Raw genomic sequence first — 21257 nt, forward strand, 5'->3', positions numbered from 1 at the left:
GCCCGGCTCAGGCCAGGGCGGCCTCGACGGCGGCGACGATCTCGGGGTCGTCCGGCTTCTGCTGCGGGCGGAAGCGGGTGACGGATCCGTCGCGTCCGACGAGGAACTTCTCGAAGTTCCACGCGACACGGCCGGCCTTGCCGTGCCCGTCGGGCGTCTTCTTCAGCGCCTTGTAGAGCGGGTGCGCATTCGGCCCGTTGACCTTGACCTTGTCGTTGACCGGGAAGGTGACGCCCCACGTGGTCGAGCAGTACTCCAGGATCTGGTCGATCGAGCCCGGCTCCTGACCCATGAACTGGTTGCAGGGGAATCCGATGACCGTCAGGCCACGCTCGCCGTACGTGCGCTGCAGGTGCTCGAGCTGCTCGTACTGGGGGGTGAGGCCGCACTTCGAGGCGACATTGACGACCAGCACGGGGCCGTCGAACTGCGACAGCGTGCGCTCGGCGCCCGAGGCGTCGAGGAACGGGATGTCGCGCACAGGGGAGAGATCGGTGGCGGTCATATCCCCAGGTTATGGCGCACGGCGATCACCCGGGGCGGGTCTGTGAGAATGGATCGGTGAGCTCTGTACAGTCCAAGCCGCGCGCTCTGAGCATCGGCCCGATCGACCTCGACGTGCCCGTTGTGCTCGCGCCCATGGCCGGCATCACGAACACGGCGTTCCGTCGCCTCTGCCGTGAATACGGCGCCGGCCTGTACGTGAGCGAGATGATCACGACGCGCGCCCTCGTCGAGCGCAACGCGGTGACGATGCGTCTCATCCAGCACCACGAGTCCGAGACGCCGCGGTCCATCCAGCTGTACGGGGTCGATCCCAAGTACACGGGCGAGGCGGCGCGCATCATCGCCGAAGAGGGTCACGCAGACCACATCGATCTCAACTTCGGCTGCCCCGTGCCCAAGGTCACCCGCAAGGGCGGCGGATCGGCGCTGCCATGGAAGCTCGGCCTCTTCCGGGAGATCGTCGAAGCCGCCGTCAAGAACGCCGGCGATCTGCCCGTCACGGTGAAGATGCGAAAGGGCATCGACAAGGACCACCTCACCTACCTCGACGCGGGCAAGGTCGCCGAGGACGCGGGCGTCGCCGCCGTGGCGCTCCATGCGCGCACCGCCGCGGAGTTCTACTCGGGCACGGCCGACTGGTCCGCGATCGCCACGCTCAAGGAGACCGTGACGAGCATCCCGGTGCTCGGCAACGGCGACATCTGGAGCGCGGATGACGCCGTCCGGATGATGTCGGAGACCGGATGCGACGGCGTGGTCGTGGGCCGCGGCTGCCTCGGGCGCCCCTGGCTGTTCGGCGAGCTCGCGCGCGCGTTCGGCGCGGAGGCCCCCACCGTGGATGCGACGCTCGGCTTCGTCGCCGAGGGATTCCGGCGCCACGCCGAGCTGCTCGTGGAGTTCTACGAGGACGAGGAGCGGGGCTGCCGCGACATCCGCAAGCACGTGGCCTGGTACTTCAAGGGATATCCGGTGGGTGGCGACCTCCGCTCATCGCTCGCGGTCGCCTCGAGCCTGGTGGAGATCGACGACCTGCTCGCGCAGCTCGACCACAGCGCTCCCTACCCGGGGGCCGCGGCCGAGGGGCAGCGCGGTCGCTCGGGCCACCCGAAGCGCCCGGCGCTTCCCCAGGGCTGGCTCGACTCGCGCGAGATGGCTGAGGACGCGACGTGCGAACTCCAGGAAGCGGAGCTGGACACCAGTGGCGGCTGACGGCATGAGGCCCGACGGGTACGACGAGCGCGACGCCGACCGCTTCTTCCGCGAGAACCACCGCTCCGAGCGCGACGGCTTCGCGCGCGATCGCGCGCGGGTGCTTCACTCGGCGGGTCTTCGCCGCCTCGCCGCGAAGACGCAGGTGCTGAGCCCCGCGAGCACCGCCGACTTCGCGCGCAACCGCCTCACCCACTCGCTCGAGGTCGCGCAGATCGGCCGTGAGCTCGCCATCGCGCTCGGGGTGTCGGCCGACGTGGTCGACACCGCCTGCCTGAGCCATGACCTCGGCCATCCGCCGTTCGGGCACAACGGCGAGCGCGCGCTCAACGAGTGGGCTTCGGACATCGGCGGGTTCGAGGGCAACGCGCAGTCGCTGCGCATCCTCACCCGGCTCGAGGCCAAGGTGCTCGACGACCACGATCGCTCGGTGGGGCTTAACCTCACCCGTGCGAGCCTCGACGCCACGTGCAAGTACCCGTGGACCGTCGACAACCCCGTACCCGACCCGGGTGGACGCCTGAAGTTCGGCGTGTACCCCGAGGACGAGGCCGTCTTCCACTGGATGCGCGAGGGCGCACCCGGACGCCTTCGCTGCATCGAGGCCGAGGTGATGGATCTCTCCGACGACATCGCCTACTCGGTGCACGACTTCGAAGACGCCGTCGTCAACGGCTACATCGATCTGGGGATGCTGTCGGATCCGGTCCAGCACCACCCGCTGATCGGCAAGATCCAGCAGTGGGTGGGATACGACTACTCGCGCGAGGAGCTCGCTGACGCGCTGTGGCGTCTGACACGGCAGCCGATGTGGCTGCGGTCGTTCGACCGATCGCGTCAGGATCTGGCTCGGCTGAAGAACCTCACGAGCGACCTGATCGGTCGGTTCGCGCGTGCCGCCACGGCAGCGACGCGCGAGGCCTACGGCACAGGATCGCTTGCGCGCTACAACGCCCACGTCGTTGTGCCCCGCGTGATCGAGGTCGAGATCGCCGTGCTCAAGGGGATCATGGGGTCGTCGATCGTCACCATCGAGGCCCGCAAGGGTGTCTACAAGGAGCAGCGTCGCGTGCTGAAGCGTCTCGCCGATGCCCTGTGGTCGACGGACGCGCTCTTCGCCGCGGGGGCCGAGGTGCTCGAGCCCGCCTTCGCGGCCGACTTCCTCGCCGCCGCGAACGACGCCGAGCGCGCGCGCGTGGTGGTCGACCAGGTCGCGAGCCTCACCGACCAGACCGCTCTCGACTGGCATAACCGTCTTGTAGGAGACATCGATCCGGCCGAGGTCGGCATCTGGACGCCCCGTCACGCACGTCACGTCGATCACGCGGCGACCCGGATGGGCGCGCGCCCGCCCCGGGCCACGGCGGCATCCCAGGCGACCGTCGAGGCGGGCTGATGCCGCGCATCCGGCAGGCCGACGTCGAAGAGGTGAAGGCCCGCACGAACATCGCCGACATCGTGGGGGAGAGGGTCGCGCTGCGCTCCGCCGGCGTCGGATCGATGAAGGGCCTGTGTCCCTTCCACGACGAGAAGAGCCCGAGCTTTCACGTGCGCCCGCAGGTCGGGTACTACCACTGCTTCGGATGCGGCGAGTCGGGCGATGTGTACTCCTTCCTGCGCGAGATGGACCACGTCACGTTCACCGAGGCGGTCGAGAAGCTCGCGGCACGGATCGGCTACACGCTGCACTACGAGGACGGCGGCCCCGCCCCCGAGACCAGCGGCCGATCGCGCCTGTTCGCGGCGAACTCGGCCGCAGCGGAGTTCTTCCGCTCGCAGCTCGTCTCCCCGGAGGCCGAGGCCGCTCGCCGGTTCCTGGGCGAACGCGGCTTCGACGCCGGCGCCGCGGCGCACTTCGGCGTCGGGTACGCCCCGAAGGGCTGGGACTCGATGCTCAAGGCACTGAGCGCCCAGGGATTCAGTCGCGAAGAACTCACGACCGCGGGGCTGGTCTCGACGAACCAGCGCGGTGGCGTCTATGACCGCTTCCGCGGCCGGCTCGTCTGGCCGATCCGCGACGTCACGGGTCAGACCATCGGATTCGGCGCGCGCAAGCTCTACGAAGACGACCAGGGGCCGAAGTACCTCAACACCCCCGAGACGCCCATCTACAAGAAGGCGCAGGTGCTCTACGGCCTCGACCTCGCGAAGAAGGACATCTCGCGCGGCGATCCCAAGCGCGTGGTGGTCGTCGAGGGCTACACCGACGTGATGGCCTGTCACCTGGCCGGCATCACCACCGCGATCGCCACCTGCGGCACCGCCTTCGGATCGGAGCATGTCACGGTGCTGCGGCGGGTCATGGGCGACGAGTCGGCCAGCGGCGAGGTCGTCTTCACCTTCGACGGCGACGAGGCCGGCCAGAAGGCCGCCATCCGCGCGTTCGCCGAGGACAGCCGTTTCAACGCGCAGACCTACGTGGCCGTCGCCCCCGACGGTCTCGACCCCTGTGACCTGCGCCTCCAGCGCGGCGACGCGGCGGTGCGCGGACTGCTCGATCATCGCGTGCCGATGTTCGAGTTCGTGATCGACCGACGCATCGGGGGCTTCGACCTGTCCAGTGTCGAGGGGCGCATCGGCGCCCTGCGGTCGGCGGCCCCGATCGTCGCGGCGATCCGCGACCGGATGATCCGCGCGGGCTACGAGCGTGTGCTCGCCCGCAAGCTCGGCATGGAGCCGCGCGACGTGCACGGCGCGGTCGAGCAGGCCGCGCGGCGCGCGGAGGGCGGCAAGGACGCCAAGGGTGCGTCGCGGCCCGAGCCGCAGCCCATGCCGGGCCGTGAGGGCTCGACGGCGGGGGAGCAGCCGACGCAGCGCGTCACCCTCGCCTCGCTGCCACGCACGACCGACGTGGCGATGGAGCGCGACGCCATCACGGGGATCCTGCTCTACGGACACCGCGTCGATCCCGCCCTCTTGATGCGCGCGCTGCACATCCCGTTCCGGACGCCTGCCCTCGAGGCCGTGCGGGCGAGTGTCGCCGCCGCGATCGCCGCGGCGAAGCCCGGATGGGCGATGACGGCCGTCGACAACACGCGCGAGCCGTATCGCCAGCTCGCCGGCGAACTGCTCGCTCGCGATTTCCCTGCTCGCGATGACGATCACGCCGTCGCATCCGTCAACGACATCTGTCGCCGCCTCGTTCTGCGCGCGCTCGATGCGGAGAAGAACGAGCTGCTCGGCGCTGTCCAGCGCGCCGCGCCGACGTCGGACGAGGGCCGCGCACTGCGCGTACGTCTGCGCGATCTCGACCACGAGCGACGCGCGCTGATCGACGTCGAGTGATTGCGGCTGGCTCGGGGCCCGTTCCCGGGGGAGGATGGGCGTATGTTCCGCGTGCCCGATGACACCGTCAACGCCGTCGTCTGCTCTGATCTGAGCATCGGCCGGCGAGGGCACGGGCCCGAGCTGCGCGCGGTCGATGGGGTGACCTTCACGCTGAAGACCGGCGAGATCCTCGTGGTGTCGGGATCGACCGGATCCGGCAAGTCGAGCCTGCTGGATGTGCTCGCGGGCCAGAGCGAGGAGTCGGTCAGCGTCTCGGGCGGAGACGCGAAGGTCACCGGCATCTCCGTACGCGCGCGCGGCCGCGACCGCAGGGTGCTGCAGTACCGCGTCGGGTATCTGCCTCAGGGCGCGAGCGCCTCGCTACCGGCCCGCCTGACCGTGGCGGAGACCATCGCGGAGCCCATCACCTCGCGCGACCGGCGCGTCAACACCCGAGCGGTGGCGGTGCGCGTGGCGGGTCTCCTCGATGAGATGCATCTTCCGCTGGGCACCGCCGACCGCTTCCCGTACGAGCTCAGCGCGGGAATGCGCCAGCGAGTCGCCTTCGCGCGCGCTCTCGTGCTCGACCCCCGTGTGCTCGTGGCCGACGAGCCCCTCGCGAACGTCGACCTCGAGGTGCGACACACCCTCTTCGACGCCATCGTGCGCCGCCGGCGCGATCAGGGCATGGCCGCGGTCATCGCCAGCAACGACGAGGCCTTCGCGCGTGAGCTCGGCGCCTCGCTGCTGCGTCTGCGTGCGGGCCACGTGGTGGCCCAGACGAGCGGCGGATCCCTGCTGTGGACGCCCGACGCTCCCGGGCGCACGCCGGTTTCGTGAAGACCCCAGACCTTTGTTAGAGTTATCTGGTTGCCCCGCGAGGGGCACAGAGGAATGATCCTCGGTAGCTCAATTGGCAGAGCAGCCGGCTGTTAACCGGCAGGTTCTTGGTTCGAGTCCAAGCCGGGGAGCGTATAGGGCCCGTCGAAAGACGGGCCCTTTCCCTTTTGATCAGGGCGTGGATGTCGTCGCGGACTTTCGTCGCCGCACATCAGGTCTCCATCGGGTTCCGGATCCTCTTCTTCACGCGATCGATCCACATCTGTCGCCCTCCCGCGGACACATTCGCGCTTGCCGGACACATAGGAGTGAAGGCACCCGGATGATGGAGGAACCATGAGCCCCGACCAGCTCGACGAACTGCTCGATCGCTCAGCGCCGGCGTCCCAAGCCGCCGACGCGAGCGATCTCGACGCCATGATCACCGCAGCTCGCTTCGAGGCCGCGCCGCGCCGCCGGCCGCGAAGTCGGGCGATCGCCGCCGGGGCGGTGCTCACGGTGCTGCTGCTCGGAGGTGCGGGGGCGGCGGCGGCGACCGACGGCCTCGATTGGGCGCCGTGGGCGCAGCATCCCGTCGGTGCGGTCCCGTTCACGATGTCGAACGGGTTCGAGTGCGAGTTGCGGTTCTCGGAGTGGACCGGTGGCGCTGATCCGCTCTTCGTGGCCCGGGTCAACGCGGCGCGTGCCGATTGGCATCGCTCGAACGACATGGTCGCCGAAGTGCAGGCGATCCTGCCTGATGTGCTCGAGCAGCTCGACGAGACGATGGTCTGGTCGACGATGGGTGACGAGAATGGCGCGGGGACGGAGGTGATCGACGAGCCTGTGCCGACGACGCCGGAGGAAGTACAGCACCGCGCCTGGAGTCGCGAATAGCAGGGCTGGGATCAGGCCGTGTCGCAGCTCGAACACGAGCACCTCGTCAGCGTCGGCCTTTTCGATTCCGAGCGGATGGACGGAGCTGAAGCACGCGGCCAGATCCAATGCCGCGACCTCGACGGCGAGCTCTACGTGCCCGGAGCCGGTTCGTGACCGACCGCGAGCTCCGGCTCACCGCCGCGCTCACCGAGATCTCCCCGGCGCTGCTCGGCTATCTGCAACGTCGCGCCGGACGTGACGACGCTCCTGACCTGCTCGGCGAGACGATGGTCGTCGCGTGGCGCCGAGTCGGGGAGCTGCCGGACGAGCCCGACCGCGCACACATGTGGCTGTACGGCATCGCCCGGGGCACGCTGCTGAACCACGCGCGCGGCGAACGCCGACGCTGGGCGCTCGCCGACCGCATCCGCATCCATCTCGCTCACGACGCAACGGCGCCCGCGGCGGATGAGGGGGCGGATGTCCGTGACGCGATCGCCCGGCTCGACCCGGATCTCGCGGAGCTCGTGCGCCTGGTGCACTGGGACAAGCTCACGCTGGCCGAGGCGGCCGAGCTGCTCGGCATCCCGGCCTCGACGGCGCGCGGCCGCTACGCCAAGGCGAAGAATGACCTGCGTACCGCGCTGACAGAAGCCGCCCAACCGCGCTGAGGGAGAAGTGGAGGGCTGGCGCGAAACGTCCATGCATCGAGCTCTCACCCTGCCCGCTCACATCTCCGAGATCGCCGCGACCGCCGCCATCACCGCGCGCCGGTGCTGGGCGACCCGCTCCGGGGAAGTGGGATCTGAACCGTCGGCGCGGAGCAGCCCGAGGGGTGTGAGTGTCCACGCCTGGGCGATCGCGTAGATGATCACGAGCAAGTCGACCGCGGTCACCGTACCGTCGTGCCCCGAGTTGACCGTGGCAGTCTTGCTCAGATACGCCTCAAGCGGCTCGGCGGCTACGTCGGGACGTTCGAGCTGCGCCCACATGCTCACCCGTAACGCGGTCGGATCCGCCTGGTGATAGTCGAAGAGTCGACCCGCCCATTGCGCCAGGGCCTCGGGTTCCGGCGGCACCTCGGACGCCATCCGCTCGACGACGACTCGCACGGCTGAATCGAAGAGGCCGGCCTTGCTGCCGAAGTACGCGTAGATCATCCGCACGTTCGTGCCAGCGCGCTGGGCGATGCGCTCCACGCGTGCGCCGGCGTGTCCAACGGCTGCGAACTCCGCAAGGGCGGCGTCCAGGATCCGCGCTTGCGTCGCGTCCGCGTCACGCACGGGCGTCATGTCGGCTCCTTCGCTGCGGCGGTTGACCTTTCCGATCGCCCGGCCTATCTTAGCGGTAAATAACCACTTACTTACAGGAGGTGACGCGTGAGATCCGACATCTCTCGTGCGCTCGCGATCACGCCGAACTCATCGGCGCGGGAGCGCACCGTCGATATCACCACCATCGGGGCGCGTACCGGCAGGCCGCGCCGGATCGAGATCTGGTTCTACCGCGTCGACGGCGAGATCTACCTGACGAGCACCCCCGCGCGTCGAAGCTGGTACGTGAATCTGCTGCATCACCCCCGGTTCACCTTCCACCTGAAGCACGGCGTGCGGGCCGATCTCGATGCACTCGCGACACCCGTCGACGACCAGGTGCGAGCTCACGTTTTCGCATCGGTCATCGACGATCTCAACCAGCCGAGCAACCCCGCCGGCATTCCGCAGCCCGTCGAACCATTCGAGCGGTGGATGGCTGACAGCCCGCTCCTGCATGTCACGTTCCCCGAAGGGGGTGCCCGATGATGACCGCTTTACCCATCGCTCTGGTGACCGGGGCCAACCGCGGGCTCGGTCAGAGCATCGCCCTCGCACTCGCCCGCAGTGGGCACCGAGTCGTCGCCGGCCATCGACCCGGGAGCGACATCTCCGAGACGCTGAGCTCCATCGCCGATATGGGTGGTGAAGCGGAGGCGATCGCGATCGACCTCGCCGATGTCGCCGGCATCCGGAGCGCAGCCGCCTCGCTGGACGGGCTGCTCGCCCAGCGCTGGAGCAGCTCTCATCTCGACGTCCTCGTCAACAACGCCGGCGTCGGCGTCTTCGGCGGCGTCGAGGCCGTTTCGGCCGAGGACTTCGACGTGCAGCTCGACACCAACCTGCGTGGCACGTTCTTCCTGATCCAGGCGCTGCTGCCGCTCCTCGATGGCGGCGGTCACGTCATCAACGTCTCCACGTCGCTCACGCGCCATGTGAGTCCGGAGACCGCGCTGTACGCAGCGTCCAAGGCCGCGGTCGAGGCCCTCTCGCGCACTCTCGCGGGGGAGCTGGGGCCGCGGGGAATCCGCGTGAACACCCTCGCGCCCGGCCCTGCTGCGACGGACTTCAACGGCGGGGCGATGCGCGACAGCGGCGACATGCGAGCCTGGATCGCCGAGCGCACAGCGCTCGGCCGCGTCGCCGACCCCGCCGACATCGCAGACGCCGTCGCCGCTCTGGCATCTCGGCACATGCGCTGGGTCACCGGTGAGCGGATCGAGGTGTCGGGCGGCGCATTCCTCTGAGGCCGACCGGGCATGCGGACGTCCGACATCATCCTCGCGGCGGATGGTGCATGGATCCTCCGGCCGACGACGCACGCCGACCAACTCCGGACGATGGATCCATGAGATCCACACGCGCGCTCCGCTTGTCCGTCGCGGCCCTGACGGCCGCCTTCCTTGTCCCGTCACTGGCCGCATGTGCGGCGGTCGGGGATGCGCTGCAGCGCGAAGCCACACATGAGTTCGCCTCGCGAGACGAGCTTGCCCACGAGTGGAGTCGGGAGGCGCCGTGGGTTCCCGCCGACGCCGAGACGATTCGCATTCGGGAGTCCCTCGGCGGCGAGCCGGCGTCGCTCGCGCTGGTCAGCGCGAGCGACCTCGACCCCGAGACGTGCGCGGACGTCGAGCGGAGGTCCGCGCCCACGCTGGCGGTGGAGAAGACCCCCGACGTCTACAAGATCGATCGTGTCTTCGTCTGCGGCAAATGGGCGGTCGTCCCGACGGAGGACGGCTGGTACGGCTGGACGCCGGTTCACCCGGACGAGCGCGCAGCGTCTCCGACGCGCTGATTCGCGACAGCAGCCCGCATCCGGCGTCCCGCCACGCGACATAGGCTGTTCGGATGAGGCTGTGGTCGCTGCATCCGTCGCTGCTGGATCGACAGGGCCTCACGGCGGCATGGCGCGAGGCCCTGTTGGCGCAGGCGGTGCTCCTCGGGCGCACCAAGGGCTACACGCGGCACCCGCAGCTGGAGCGATTCCGGGAACACGAGAGCCCCGAGCAGCTGATCGCGGTATATCTCGAGGCCATCGCCGACGATGCCGCGCGCCGCGGGTACACGTTCGACCGGTCGCGGATCGTCGAGTCGCCGGAACCCGGATGGCTCCTCCCGGTGACGGCGGGACAGGTCGCGTTCGAGTGGGCGCATCTGCTGCGCAAGCTCGAGGCGCGCTCGCCCGCGGTGCACCTGCTCGTCGCCCCGGGCGGCCCCGCGCTTCATCCCCTGTTCCGAGAGGTGCCCGGCGACATCGAGTCGTGGGAGCGTGGCTGACGCCTTCCCGCATGGGGATTTCTGCCCATCCGGGGGAGTGGGGCGCGCGATAGCGTCTGGTCGGGGTTGGGAAAGCGCATTCCGGACCGTCTGAAACGTTTCGATGGCGAAGCGTGCGACAGGCTTCCGGCCAGAGAAGAGGGTTCGACGATGAATCTCAGCAGACCTTGGATCCGAGCGGTCGTGGCGTCGTGCGCCACAGCGTGCCTCGTCGCCGGAGGGAGTGCCGCCTTCGCGGCGCCGCCTCACGCCGGTCCGTTCGCAGGCGACGTGCCACCCGAGGGGGTGCCGCAGCTCGAGCAGATGGATCGTGGCCTCGTGGCGTTGAGCGGCCCCGACGGTGTCTCCCTGAGCTGGCGCCTGCTCGGCTCGGAGGCTCACGGCTCCACCGCAACCGGCATCACCGGCCCCGACTTCGTCGTCTCCCGTGACGGCGTCGAGATCGCGACGGTGAGCACCACGACCGACTTCCTCGACGCCTCGGGCACGTCCGACTCGCGCTACACGGTCACCCCCGTCGTGAACGGCATCGCGGGTGCCGCGAGTGACGCAATCACCCCGGTCGAAGGCGATCACCTCTCCGTGCCGCTGCAGAAGCCCGCCGACGGCGTCACTCCGAAGGGGGAGGCGTACACGTACTCCGCCAACGACACCAGCCCCGCGGACGTCGACGGGGACGGCGACTACGAGCTCGTGGTGAAGTGGGATCCGTCGAACTCGAAAGACGTCTCCCAGGTCGGCTACACCGGGGAGGTCTTCCTCGACACCTACGAGCTCGACGGCACGCTGCTCAACCGCATCTCGCTGGGCCGGAACATCCGCGCAGGCGCCCACTACTCGGAGCCCCTTGCCTACGACTTCGACGGCGACGGGCGCAGCGAGATCCTGGTGAAGACCGCACCGGGCACGAAGTCGACGACCTTCGGTGCCGATGGATCCGTGGCTGACGAAGCGTTCGTGACCCTTCCGGCGGCCGACGTGGCGGAAGGCGTCACGCACGATGATGACTATCGACTGAGCAACGCCGACTACCGCGCGCATCTCGTCCAGATGTTCATGGGCTGGTCGGAGCGCACCGAGGTCGTATCGGGACAGTGGCCCGCCACCCTCGAAGAGGCGTGGGGGGCGCCCGTGACCCACGAGTACCCCCTCAGCGAGGCGGATGCGGAAGAACTCGTGAGCTACTTCTTCGACGTCTACGCGCCGAGCCGCAGCGCACGCAACGTGCTGTCGAACTTCGAGGGCTTCATCCTCGACGGACCGGAGTACCTGACGGTCTTCGACGGCCTCACCGGCAAGGAGCTCGAGACGATTCCCTACCACCCGGGCCGAGGCGACGACGGGCTGCTCTGGGGCGACTACGCGATGGCGCGCATCGAGCCGGGCAACCGCGTCGACAGGTTCCTCGCGGGCGTTGCCTATCTGGATGGCGACAAGCCGTCGGCGATCCTGGGCCGCGGGTACTACACGCGCACCACGATCGCCGCCGTCGACTGGGACGGCGAGTATCTCACCGAGCGCTGGTTCGTCGACAGCGGCCACGCGCCGATGACCAACCCGTTCAACGACGGTCCTCACGGACGAGATGGCGCGGATCCGGTCTTCGGCTCGATCACCACGCAGGGCTTCCATTCGCTCAGCGCGGCGGATGTCGACGACGACGGCCGGCACGAGGTGGTCTACGGCTCTGCCACGATCGACGATGACGGATCGCTGCTCTACAGTTCGACGGACGTGATGCCTCCGCAGAGTGCTGCGCCCGGCACGACCGCTCGCCTCGGACATGGCGACGCGATGCACGTGACCGATATCGACCCGAACCGTCCGGGGCTCGAGATCTTCACGGTGCACGAGGGCGCAGCGTCGGCTCCTTACGGCTACGCGCTCCGCGACGCCGCCACTGGCGACGTGATCTACGGCGACTACACCGGGAAGGACACCGGACGCGGCATGATCGGCGATGTCGATCCGAACACACCGGGGCTGGAGACGTGGGCGACGCGCCTGCGCGCGGCCGACGGCACTGAGCTCGGAGCATCGACCCTCGGAACGAACCAGTCGATCCGCTGGGCCGGAGACCTCACCACTCAGATCGTCGACGGCGCGGGCGACAAGGATGTCACCGTGAGTGACCTCGTGCACGGTCGGATGCTCACGGCCACGGGGACGCGCAGCAACAACGGCACGAAGGGGAACCCCTCACTCGTCGCGGACATCCTCGGCGACTGGCGCGAGGAGCTTGTGGTGCGCACGGCCGACTCATCGGCGCTGAACATCTACGTGTCGACGGATCCGTCGCAGCACAAGCTGCCGACGCTGATGCACGACGTGCAGTACCGCGCAGAGACCGCTCGCCAGCAGACGACCTACAACCAGCCGGCCTACACGGGGTTCTATCTCGCCTCCGACACCGACTTCGCGAAGGTGCCGCTGCTGACCGTCGAGACCACGCCGCGCGCACCGCAGTTCCGCGACCGTCCCGGCTCAGCGAAGGACGAGGTGAAGGTCTTCGCCACCCCGGGCATCGCGTGGTACGTGAACGGTGAGCGCGTCACGGCGCCGAACGGAACCGTCGCCATCCGCGACGAGGCTGAGGTGGTGGCCGTGCCGACCGCCTGGTACCGGATCGCCGACGGCGCGCAGACGCGCTGGACCGAATCCGTCACCGGCTGAGGCACGCCGATGCGGGCCGCCCCGGTCTCCGCTCACGCGGAACCGGGGCGGTTCCCTGTGAGCGATGGGGCGAGGCTCAGCGCGCGGCGCCCTTGAGGGACCCGGTCAGCGGCTTCGAGTCGCCGTTCTCGTCAGGCTCGTAGACCACGCACTGCACGAGACGGTCGGCGATCGACTTATCCGTCCACCCCGCCTCGGTCGGGGTGAGGGTGAAGAATCCCAGCGTCGAGTCCTCGTAGGCGATGCCGGCGAATCCCTCGAACGCGGAATAGCACCCCTCTTCGGCCTGCTTGCTCAGCTCGTCGTCGCCCGGCCAGTCGCCATCGGGGAGTGCGAACTCGTGGTAGATCTCCTCGGTGTGCTCCTCGTCGCAGGGCACCACCGCGGCGGCGGTGAGCTCCCCGTCCTCGCCGAGGTTCAGGCAGTCGCCGACCGCGAGCTCGAACACGTCGACGTCCCCGCCCTCTTTGACCTGGCCGGTCTCCTCATCGCGATCCGGGGCCCCGCCGCCGAGCAGATCCGAGATGGCCGCGCACCCGCCGAGGCCCAGCGTGAGCGCGATGGCTCCCGCGGTGACCGCAAGGCGAAGAGACGTGGTGCGAGCTCTGCTGATGGGCTCCATGGCTGTGGCTCCTGATCCGGTCCGGCGGGGGAGGAAAGCGGATGAGCCCCCTCGCGCTCACAGTATCGAGAGTCGGGCGCGCGGGGGAGGGCTCAGCCCTCGAGATCGTCGACGCCCGGCATCCAGGAGTTGCCCGGCTTGCCCCACCCGCGCTTGCGCGCGATCTTCGCGACGAGCTTCGCGTCGGATCCGGTGAGGCGGTCGGTGTACAGCACGCCGTCGAGGTGGTCGAACTCGTGCTGCATGATGCGGGCACGCCAGCCGTCGACCTCGATGCGCACCGGGTTCCCCTCGAGATCGATGCCCGTGACGAGCACCTTCTCGGAACGACGCAGTGCGAAGCGCTCTCCGGGGAAGGAGAGGCACCCCTCGGACTCCTCATCCTCGTCGGGATCACCCGGGATGAGCGGCGCCATCCAGAGCTCGGGGTTCAGGATCACACCGCGCCACGGCTGCCCCTCATCGTCCTCGTACGCGTACGTGTAGATGCGCAGCCCGACCCCCACCTGGGGTGCGGCCAACCCCACCCCGGGAGCCGCGTCCATGGTCTCGTACATGTCTGCCACGAGCTGGCGGACCTCGTCCGTGATCTCCTCGACGGGCGAGGCGGGGGCGTGAAGGACGGGATCGCCCATGATGCGGATCGGTCGTACGGCCATGCCTCAAGCGTAGTCGGGAGGGTGGCGGCTACTCTCAGAGGGTGCAGTGGGGGATGATTCAGCAGACGCTCCAGTCAAGCGTGTTCGACGGCGTGGACGATGTCGGCGAACAGCTGCTCGGTGCGTTCTACAACCCGGGCCTTCTGCTCGGCATCCCGCTGGCACTCGCGGGCGCCGTCTTCATGTCACTCGGCGCGCAGTATCAGAGCCAGGGCGTGCGCAAGGTCGAGAGCCTGTCGGGCGCGGGCGCCCAGAAAGGCCTAGGCCCCGGACAGCTCATGCGACTCCTGTCGCGGCCATCGTGGGTGATCGGCACGATCCTGCTCGCCGTGGCGATCATCTGCCAGCTCAGCGCACTTGCGGTCGCACCGCTGATCGTGGTCCAGCCGCTGGGGGCCGTCTCGCTTGTCATCACAACGCTGCTGAACGCGCAGATCTCCGGTCACACGCCGACGAAGAAGTCGCTCGGATCCATCGGTCTGTGCGTCGGCGGCATCTTCCTGTTCGTCATCGTGGCGGCGCTGTTCGCGGTCGAGAAGCCGATCACGCAGACCGAGCTCTACACGGTGCTGGTGATCCTGCTGGTCGTCATCATCCTGCTCGTCGTCGCCTGGCTGATGCTGCGCCACCGCATGGGGGCCCTCTTCTACATCACGGCCGCGGGCGTTCTGTACGGCTTCGTCGCGACGCTCGCCAAGGTCGTCATCGGCCGGATCCAGCAGGGAGAGTTCTGGGACTGGCTGACGATCGTGTGCCTGGTGGCGCTGGTCGCGGCGGCCGCTGCTGGTGGCTACTTCGTCCAGACGGCCTACGCCTCCGGCCCGCCCGACCTCGTGATCGCGGGGCTGACGGTGATCGACCCGATCGTGGCTGTGCTGATCGGCGCCATCGTGCTGCGGGAGGCGGCCTACGTGCCGGTGTGGGCGCTGATCCTCTTCATCATCGCGGGAGCGTCGGCGGCGCTCGGCGTCTTCTTCCTGGCCCGGCACCACCCGCAAGTGGTGAGCGAGAGCCAGGAGCTCGGCATCGCCCGGGGACGCGATGAGGGCGTCGATCGCGCGGCGCGCGAGACGGGGGAGCCCCTCGCCCCGGGTGCCACGGCCCTCGATCAGCTGCGGAGGATGCGCGATCCGGACGACCTCCTCGACCGACGCAACCCGCCGGACGACACCTCGCCGTCCGATCGATGACCGAGCCGGGATAGGCTCGGAGATCGCGGGGCAGTGGCCAAGCTGGTTAAGGCAGTGAGCTCATAACTCAACGATCCGCGGGTTCAAGTCCCGCCTGCCCCACAGAATGACAGCAGCGTAATCACACGCTTGTGACCGAACGCATCCTCATGCGAAGATGCTCCCAGAACTGAACACACGTCAGCCGGATCACTGCCCGGTCAGGTCGGAGGGGAAGCCGCACCTGATGAAACGGAGAGATCATGGCGACACCAATGGCGCGCGGAATGGTCTATATCCATTCAGCGCCGCGTGCGTTGTGCCCCCACCTCGAGTGGGCGGTTGGCCGAGCCCTCGGTCGTGCCGTCAACTTCGACTGGACTGATCAGCCTGTGCTGTCCGGCAGCCGACGCGCGGAGTTCTACTGGGAGGGTCCCGCCGGCACCGGCGCGGCCCTCGCGACCGGCGTGCGCGGCTGGGAGCACCTGCGTTTCGAGGTCACCGAGGATCCGACGCCGCGCAGCGACGGTGGGCGCTGGATGCACACCCCGGATCTCGGCATCCATTACGCGCAGATGGACACCGCAGGCAACGTCGTCGTGCCCGAGGAGCGCATCCGCTACGCGATGGAGGTCTCCGCGGGCGATCCGTTCGAGCTGAAGCGCGAGCTCGACATCGCCCTGGGCTCCGCCTGGGACGAGGAGCTGGAGCCGTTCCGTCACGCGGGCGATGACGCGCCGATCGTCTACCTGCACAAGGTCGGCTGAGTCGCCTGGATCTCGGAGCGGCGGGAGTACCGGCTGCCGGTGATCATTCCCGGCGGGTGAGAAACCGTCACTCCGGAACGCCGAAGGGCCCCTGCATTGCAGGGGCCCTTCGTTCTGCCGGATCGGTCAGCCGTCGTAGGAGGCGAACGCCGCTACCGCGTTGTGGCCTCCGAACCCGAACGAGTTGCAGATCGCGAGCTGCGCGCCGTCGCCCAGCTGCTGGGGCTGGCTCGACGCCTTGACCGGGATCGCCGGGTCCTGGTCGACGAGGTTGATCGTCGGGGGAGCCACGCGGTCACGGATCGCGAGGATCGTGAAGACCGATTCGATCGCGCCCGTGCCGCCGAGCAGGTGTCCCGTGGACGCCTTGGTGGCGGAGGTCGGGATCTCGTGCACACGATCGCCGAAGACGGACTTCAGTGCGGCGTACTCGGCCGGATCGCCCACCGGGGTGGACGTGGCGTGCGCGTTGATGTGCGTGACCTCGGAGGCATCGCGGCCGGCCTGTGCGAGCGCCTGACGCATCGCTCGGGCGGCTCCGGTGCCTTCGGGGTCGTTCGCGGTGATGTGGTGCGCGTCGGCGGTCACGGCCGTGCCCACCAGGCGCGCGTAGATCTTCGCACCGCGGGCGATGGCGTGCTCCTCCGTCTCGAGCACGAGCGCCGCGGCGCCTTCGCCCATGACGAAGCCGTCGCGGTCGGCCGAGAACGGGCGCGAGGCCGTCTCGGGGGAGTCGTTGCGGCGCGAGAGCGCGTGCATCGACGCGAACGAGGCCACCGTGATGGGGTGGATCGCCGACTCGGTGCCGCCGGCGATCACCACGTCGGCGAGTCCCTGCTGCAGGTGGTCGTAGGCGCTGGCGATCGACTCGACGCTCGACGCGCAGGCCGAGGCCACGGTGCGGGCGAACGCGCGCGCACCGAAGTGCAGCGACAGGTTGCCTGCCGCCGAGTTCGGCATGAGCATCGGCACGGACATCGGCATCACCCGGCGCGCGCCCTTCTCACGGAGCGTGTCCCACGCATCCAGAAGGGTCCACACGCCGCCGATGCCGGTGGCGAAGTCGACGCCGAGACGATCCGGGTCGACCTCGGGCTCGCCCGCGTCCGCCCACGCCTCCATGGCCGCGATCAGCGCGAACTGCGACGACGGGTCCAGGCGCTTGGCGACCGGGCGGGGGAGCACGTCCTCGGGACGCACAACCGCCTCCGCGGCGAACGTCACGGGCAGGTCGTACTTCGCGACCCAGTCGTGCGTCAGGGTGCGGGCACCGGAGACGCCCGCAAGCAGGTTCTGCCAGTTCTCGGGCGCGGTGCCGCCGAGGGCGGACGTGGCGCCGATGCCGGTAACAACGATGCTCTTGCTCATGGGTTGGTTCCTTGTGCTCCGATGATGAGGATCCGGATCCGGTGTCGCGCTTCGCGTTCCCTTGCGGGCGTCGTCAGGCGAAGCGCGACACCGCGGATGTCACTGGTTCGACGTGATGAAGTCGACGGCGTCCTTGACGAGCTTGAGGTTCTTGACCTCGTCGTCCGGAATGGTGACGCCGAACTTCTCCTCGGCGTTGACGACGATCGTCATCATCGAGATCGAGTCGATGTCGAGGTCGTCCGTGAACGACTTCTCGAGGGCGACCTCGTCAGCGGCGATGCCGGTCTCGTCGGTGATCAGCTCGGCCAGGCCGGCGAGAACCTCGTCAGTGGTGAATGCCATGGGAATCTCCTTGTGTATCGGATGTGTCGGATGACGGATCAGTGGATCGGACGACGGAACCGTGGTTCAGTCTAGGGTCGCGTCGCGTCGCCTCAGGGGAGGACGACGACCTGCGCGGCGTAGACGAGACCGGCGCCGAAGCCGATCTGGAGGGCGAGACCACCGCTCAGTTCGGGGTTCTCCTCCAGCAGGCGGTGGGTCGCCAGGGGGATCGAGGCAGCCGACGTGTTGCCGGTGGTCTCGATGTCGCGGGCGACCTTGACGGTCTCGGGCAGCCCCAGCTGCTTGGCGAACTCGTCGATGATGCGCATGTTGGCCTGATGCGGGATGAACGCGGCGAGGTCGCTCGCCTCGACGCCGGCGGCCTCGAGTGCCTGCTTGGCGACCTTCGCCATCTCCCACACGGCCCAGCGGAAGACGGTGGGGCCCTCCTGGCGCAGCGTGGGCCAGGCGGCAGCGCCATCGCGGAACTCGGTGAGCGTGTGGTTCATGCCCACGGCGTCGGCCTTCGAGCCGTCCGATCCCCAGATCGACGCGGAGACACCGGGGGTGTCGCTCGGGCCGAGCAGCGCAGCGCCGGCGCCGTCGCCGAGGAGGAACGAGATCGTGCGGTCGGCGGGGTCGACGATGTCGCTCAGCTTCTCGGTGCCGATCACCAGCGCGTAACGGGCAGCCCCGGCACGGATCAGCGCGTCGGCCTGGGCGATCGCGTAGCAGTAGCCGGCACATGCCGCGTTGACGTCGTATGCCGCCGCGGGGTTGGCGCCCACGCGATCGGCGACGATGGCCGACACGGACGGGGTCTGCTTCGGGTTCGAGATGGTGGCGACGATGACGAGGTCGACGAGCGCGGGGTCGATGCCGGCTCGTTCGATGGCCTCGGCGCCGGCATCGGCGGCGAGGTCGATCGCCGTCGTCTCCGCAACGGCCCGAACGCGCGTCACGATGCCCGTGCGCTGACGGATCCACTCGTCGCTCGAATCGATCGGGCCGATCAGGTCGTCGTTGGGAACCGCGTTCTCGCCGCGCGCGGCGCCGTAGGCGTAGACGCGGGAGTGCGGGGCCCCGACGGCCTCTTTGAGGGTGACGGTCATATCCGGTCCGTTCTTTCTCGCAGCAGTCGGTTCAGGCGGCCAGCAGCTCGAGAGCTGCCGCCAGGTCTTCAGGGGTCTTGACGGCGACGCTCGGCACGCCCTTGAGGCCGCGCTTGGCGAGGCCGACGAGCGCGCCGGCCGGCGCAAGCTCGATGATGCCCGTCACACCCCGGTCGGCGAACGACGCCATGCAGAGGTCCCACCGCACGGGGCTGGCGACCTGCTGCACGATCAGCTCGAGCGCACGCGATCCGGAGTCCAGCGTGGTGCCGTCGCTGTTGGTCCACAGCGGGAGCGTCGGGTCGGATACGTCGACGATGCCGTCGACGGCGGTCTGCAGCTCAGCCTGGGCGGGGGCCATGTACGCGGTGTGGAATGCGCCGGCGACCTGCAGCGGCACAACGCGAGCGCCGCGCGGCGCGGACTCAGCCAGTGCGGCGAGCCCCGGCAGGGCACCCGCTGCGACGATCTGCCCGCCGCCGTTGTAGTTCGCGGGGGTGAGGTGGTTCGCGGCGATCGCCTCGAGCACCTGCTCCTCGACGCCGCCGACGACGGCGCTCATCCCGGTCTCGACGAGCGCGGCCGCGTCGGCCATGGCGCGTCCGCGCACCCCCACGAGCCCCAGGCCGGCCTCGGCGGAGATCACACCTGCGGCCACCAGTGCCGCGATCTCGCCCACGGAGTGCCCGGCGACGCCGTCAGGACGCGCACCGTCCTTCGTGAGCTGCTCCCACGCGAGCACGCTCGCGGCCACGATCAACGGCTGGGCGATGCGCGTGTCGCGGATGGTGTCCGCATCCGACTCGGTTCCGTGCGCCACCAAGTCCACCTGCGCGGCGTCCGAGAACGCGGCGAGGCGTTCAGCGGCCCCGTCGAGCTCGAGCCAGGGGGAGAGGAAGCCGGGGGTCTGCGAGCCCTGTCCAGGGCAGACGACGACGATCACCTGTCAAGTCTGTCAACCCAGGCCGAGCCTCGGTGGCCATCGCCACACAAGAAAACCGAGAACGTTTGTGCGCGTCAGACAATCAATGCGCGTCGCGGGAGCGGCGCATCGGAGTACGACGGCGCACGACATCCGCGGATCCGATCGACCCTAGGATGAGGGCGGTCTGCAGGATCAGCGCCTCGCGGGGGCCCGTGGCGTCCCAGCCGATGACGTCGCTCACCCGCTTGAGGCGATAGCGCACGGTGTTGGGGTGCACGAACAGCTCACGCGCCGTCGCCTCCAGTGACCGCCCGTTGTCGAGGTAGCTCCACAGCGTCGTGACGAGGTCGGTGGAGTGCGCGGCCAGCGGGCGATAGATGCGCCCGACGAGGGTGTGCTTGGCGACCGGATCGCCGGCGAGGGCTCGCTCGGGCAAGAGGTCGTCGGCCTCGACGGGACGCGGGGCGTGGCGCCATCCGCGCGCGACCGCGAATCCGGCGAGAGCCGCGCGGGCGCTCTGGCTCGCGTCGACGAGTGCGGGCACCGTCGGTCCCAGCACGAGGAAGCCGTCTCCGAATGCCGGCTCGAGCTGAGTCGCGATCTCGACGAAGGGGAGCGCGTCCGGCTCGGTCTCCTCGTTCGCGGGCTGAGCCCGGCCGATGACCATGACCAGCCGCGAGCCCTGCACGCCGACGAGCACGTCGACGCCCAGCTTGCGCGAGGTTCGGCGCACCTGGTCGACATCGAACATGACCGGAGCCGTGCCCACCAGAACGCAGGCCTCACCATGGCCATGCCAGCCGAGCGCGGCGATGCGGCTGGGCAACTCCTCGTCGGCCTCGCCCGTGAGGATCGAGTCGACGACGAGCGCTTCGAGCCGCGCGTCCCACAGGCCGCGCGACTCGGCGGCGCGGGCATAGACGTCTGCGGCGGTGAAGGCCACCTCGCGCGAGTAGAGCAGGATCGCCTCGCGGAGATCCTCGCTCTTAGAGGCGACCCGCTCCTCGACGATCTCCACGGTGATCCGGATCAGCTGCAGCGTCTGCTGCAGGCTCACCGAGCGCAGAAGCTCACGAGGCGCCGCCGCGAAGATGTCCGCCGCGATCCAGGGAGTCGAGGACGGGTCTTCGTACCACTGGATGAACGAGGTGATGCCCGCCTGAGCGACAAGGCCGACGGCCGACCGACGTGCAGGCGGCATACCCGCGTACCACGGCAGCGACTGCTCGAGTCGCGTGGTGGTCGCGGTCGCCAGATCGCCCGAGATCCGGCGGAGCCAGGCGAGGGTGGCCGTCTTGTCGAGGACGGCCCCCTCACCCGACGCCGCGCCCTTGGAGGGCTTGGCCTGGGAACTCACGGACGAG

At 69.2% G+C, this 21257-nt stretch carries 23 protein-coding genes and 2 tRNA genes; 16 read left to right on the forward strand and 9 right to left on the reverse strand.

What is annotated here, in order from left to right:
* Positions 1-7: 7 nt before the first annotated feature.
* Positions 8-505, reverse strand: coding sequence for a glutathione peroxidase (locus tag J5V96_RS11655; RefSeq protein ID WP_208503943.1), 498 nt, complete (start codon positions 503-505; stop codon positions 8-10).
* A 56-nt stretch (positions 506-561) separates the two neighbouring features.
* Between J5V96_RS11655 and dusB the strand changes: the two genes are divergently transcribed.
* The 8 genes from dusB (at position 562) to J5V96_RS11695 (ending at position 7352) form a co-directional block, all read left to right on the forward strand.
* Positions 562-1716, forward strand: coding sequence for a tRNA dihydrouridine synthase DusB (gene dusB / locus J5V96_RS11660; protein WP_307793610.1), 1155 nt, complete (start codon positions 562-564; stop codon positions 1714-1716).
* 4 nt (positions 1717-1720) lie between these two features.
* Complete coding sequence (locus J5V96_RS11665) at positions 1721-3112, forward strand: deoxyguanosinetriphosphate triphosphohydrolase (protein WP_208503947.1); 1392 nt, start codon at positions 1721-1723, stop codon at positions 3110-3112.
* Positions 3112-5001, forward strand: a complete 1890-nt coding sequence (dnaG, locus tag J5V96_RS11670) for a DNA primase (protein WP_208503949.1) — start codon at positions 3112-3114, stop codon at positions 4999-5001. Before J5V96_RS11665 ends, dnaG begins: the two co-directional genes overlap by 1 nt.
* Positions 5002-5043: 42 nt before the next feature.
* Entirely contained in the window at positions 5044-5823 is a 780-nt protein-coding gene (locus tag J5V96_RS11675) for an ATP-binding cassette domain-containing protein (RefSeq protein ID WP_208503951.1), read from the forward strand.
* 58 nt (positions 5824-5881) lie between these two features.
* A tRNA-Asn gene (locus J5V96_RS11680) sits at positions 5882-5954 on the forward strand.
* 205 nt (positions 5955-6159) lie between these two features.
* Positions 6160-6699, forward strand: coding sequence for a hypothetical protein (locus tag J5V96_RS11685; protein ID WP_208503953.1), 540 nt, complete (start codon positions 6160-6162; stop codon positions 6697-6699).
* An 18-nt stretch (positions 6700-6717) separates the two neighbouring features.
* On the forward strand, positions 6718-6855 hold the full coding sequence (locus tag J5V96_RS11690; protein ID WP_208503955.1) for a hypothetical protein: 138 nt from the start codon (positions 6718-6720) through the stop codon (positions 6853-6855).
* A complete protein-coding gene (locus J5V96_RS11695; protein WP_208503957.1) occupies positions 6852-7352 on the forward strand; it encodes an RNA polymerase sigma factor in 501 nt (166 codons plus the stop codon). The genes J5V96_RS11690 and J5V96_RS11695 overlap by 4 nt, the downstream gene beginning before the upstream one ends.
* 57 nt (positions 7353-7409) lie before the next feature.
* On the opposite strand, the gene J5V96_RS11700 is transcribed toward J5V96_RS11695, so the two are convergent.
* Positions 7410-7973 (reverse strand): TetR/AcrR family transcriptional regulator, encoded by a 564-nt coding sequence (locus J5V96_RS11700; RefSeq protein WP_208503959.1) that lies wholly within the window; start codon positions 7971-7973, stop codon positions 7410-7412.
* A gap of 87 nt (positions 7974-8060) precedes the next feature.
* Between J5V96_RS11700 and J5V96_RS11705 the strand changes: the two genes are divergently transcribed.
* The 5 genes from J5V96_RS11705 to J5V96_RS11725 all read left to right on the forward strand — a co-directional run bounded on the left by J5V96_RS11705 (position 8061) and on the right by J5V96_RS11725 (position 12944).
* Positions 8061-8483: a nitroreductase/quinone reductase family protein gene (locus J5V96_RS11705; RefSeq protein ID WP_208503961.1), complete on the forward strand. Its 423-nt coding sequence runs from the start codon at positions 8061-8063 to the stop codon at positions 8481-8483.
* Entirely contained in the window at positions 8480-9241 is a 762-nt protein-coding gene (locus J5V96_RS11710; protein ID WP_208503962.1) for an SDR family NAD(P)-dependent oxidoreductase, read from the forward strand. The genes J5V96_RS11705 and J5V96_RS11710 overlap by 4 nt, the downstream gene beginning before the upstream one ends.
* Positions 9242-9342: 101 nt before the next feature.
* A complete protein-coding gene (locus tag J5V96_RS11715; protein WP_208503964.1) occupies positions 9343-9789 on the forward strand; it encodes a hypothetical protein in 447 nt (148 codons plus the stop codon).
* A gap of 53 nt (positions 9790-9842) precedes the next feature.
* Positions 9843-10271 (forward strand): pyrimidine dimer DNA glycosylase/endonuclease V, encoded by a 429-nt coding sequence (locus J5V96_RS11720; RefSeq protein WP_208503966.1) that lies wholly within the window; start codon positions 9843-9845, stop codon positions 10269-10271.
* A 150-nt stretch (positions 10272-10421) separates the two neighbouring features.
* Positions 10422-12944: a rhamnogalacturonan lyase gene (locus J5V96_RS11725; RefSeq protein ID WP_208503968.1), complete on the forward strand. Its 2523-nt coding sequence runs from the start codon at positions 10422-10424 to the stop codon at positions 12942-12944.
* A gap of 76 nt (positions 12945-13020) precedes the next feature.
* Here J5V96_RS11725 and J5V96_RS11730 read toward each other — a convergent pair whose 3' ends face one another.
* Together J5V96_RS11730 and def are read right to left on the reverse strand one after the other, a co-directional pair.
* Complete coding sequence (locus tag J5V96_RS11730; protein ID WP_208503971.1) at positions 13021-13566, reverse strand: septum formation family protein; 546 nt, start codon at positions 13564-13566, stop codon at positions 13021-13023.
* 92 nt (positions 13567-13658) lie between these two features.
* Positions 13659-14225, reverse strand: coding sequence for a peptide deformylase (gene def, locus J5V96_RS11735; protein ID WP_208503973.1), 567 nt, complete (start codon positions 14223-14225; stop codon positions 13659-13661).
* 53 nt (positions 14226-14278) lie between these two features.
* Here def and J5V96_RS11740 point away from each other — a divergent pair, with 53 nt between their 5' ends.
* The 3 genes from J5V96_RS11740 (at position 14279) to J5V96_RS11750 (ending at position 16161) form a co-directional block, all read left to right on the forward strand.
* Positions 14279-15415, forward strand: coding sequence for a multidrug DMT transporter permease (locus J5V96_RS11740; RefSeq protein WP_208503976.1), 1137 nt, complete (start codon positions 14279-14281; stop codon positions 15413-15415).
* A gap of 27 nt (positions 15416-15442) precedes the next feature.
* A tRNA-Ile gene (locus J5V96_RS11745) sits at positions 15443-15517 on the forward strand.
* Positions 15518-15657: 140 nt separating this feature from the next.
* On the forward strand, positions 15658-16161 hold the full coding sequence (locus tag J5V96_RS11750; protein ID WP_208503978.1) for a DUF3145 domain-containing protein: 504 nt from the start codon (positions 15658-15660) through the stop codon (positions 16159-16161).
* Positions 16162-16287: 126 nt separating this feature from the next.
* Here J5V96_RS11750 and J5V96_RS11755 read toward each other — a convergent pair whose 3' ends face one another.
* From J5V96_RS11755 to J5V96_RS11775, 5 genes are all read right to left on the reverse strand, one after another.
* Positions 16288-17529 (reverse strand): beta-ketoacyl-[acyl-carrier-protein] synthase family protein, encoded by a 1242-nt coding sequence (locus tag J5V96_RS11755; protein WP_208503980.1) that lies wholly within the window; start codon positions 17527-17529, stop codon positions 16288-16290.
* Between the two features lie 99 nt (positions 17530-17628).
* Positions 17629-17874, reverse strand: a complete 246-nt coding sequence (locus J5V96_RS11760; protein ID WP_208503982.1) for an acyl carrier protein — start codon at positions 17872-17874, stop codon at positions 17629-17631.
* A 92-nt stretch (positions 17875-17966) separates the two neighbouring features.
* Positions 17967-18968 (reverse strand): beta-ketoacyl-ACP synthase III, encoded by a 1002-nt coding sequence (locus J5V96_RS11765; RefSeq protein ID WP_208503984.1) that lies wholly within the window; start codon positions 18966-18968, stop codon positions 17967-17969.
* A 31-nt stretch (positions 18969-18999) separates the two neighbouring features.
* Entirely contained in the window at positions 19000-19911 is a 912-nt protein-coding gene (locus J5V96_RS11770; RefSeq protein WP_208503986.1) for an ACP S-malonyltransferase, read from the reverse strand.
* An 82-nt stretch (positions 19912-19993) separates the two neighbouring features.
* A complete protein-coding gene (locus tag J5V96_RS11775; RefSeq protein ID WP_208503988.1) occupies positions 19994-21250 on the reverse strand; it encodes a PucR family transcriptional regulator in 1257 nt (418 codons plus the stop codon).
* Positions 21251-21257: the final 7 nt, after the last annotated feature.

This window comes from Microbacterium stercoris (genome assembly GCF_017592545.1).
Lineage (GTDB): Bacteria > Actinomycetota > Actinomycetes > Actinomycetales > Microbacteriaceae > Microbacterium > Microbacterium stercoris.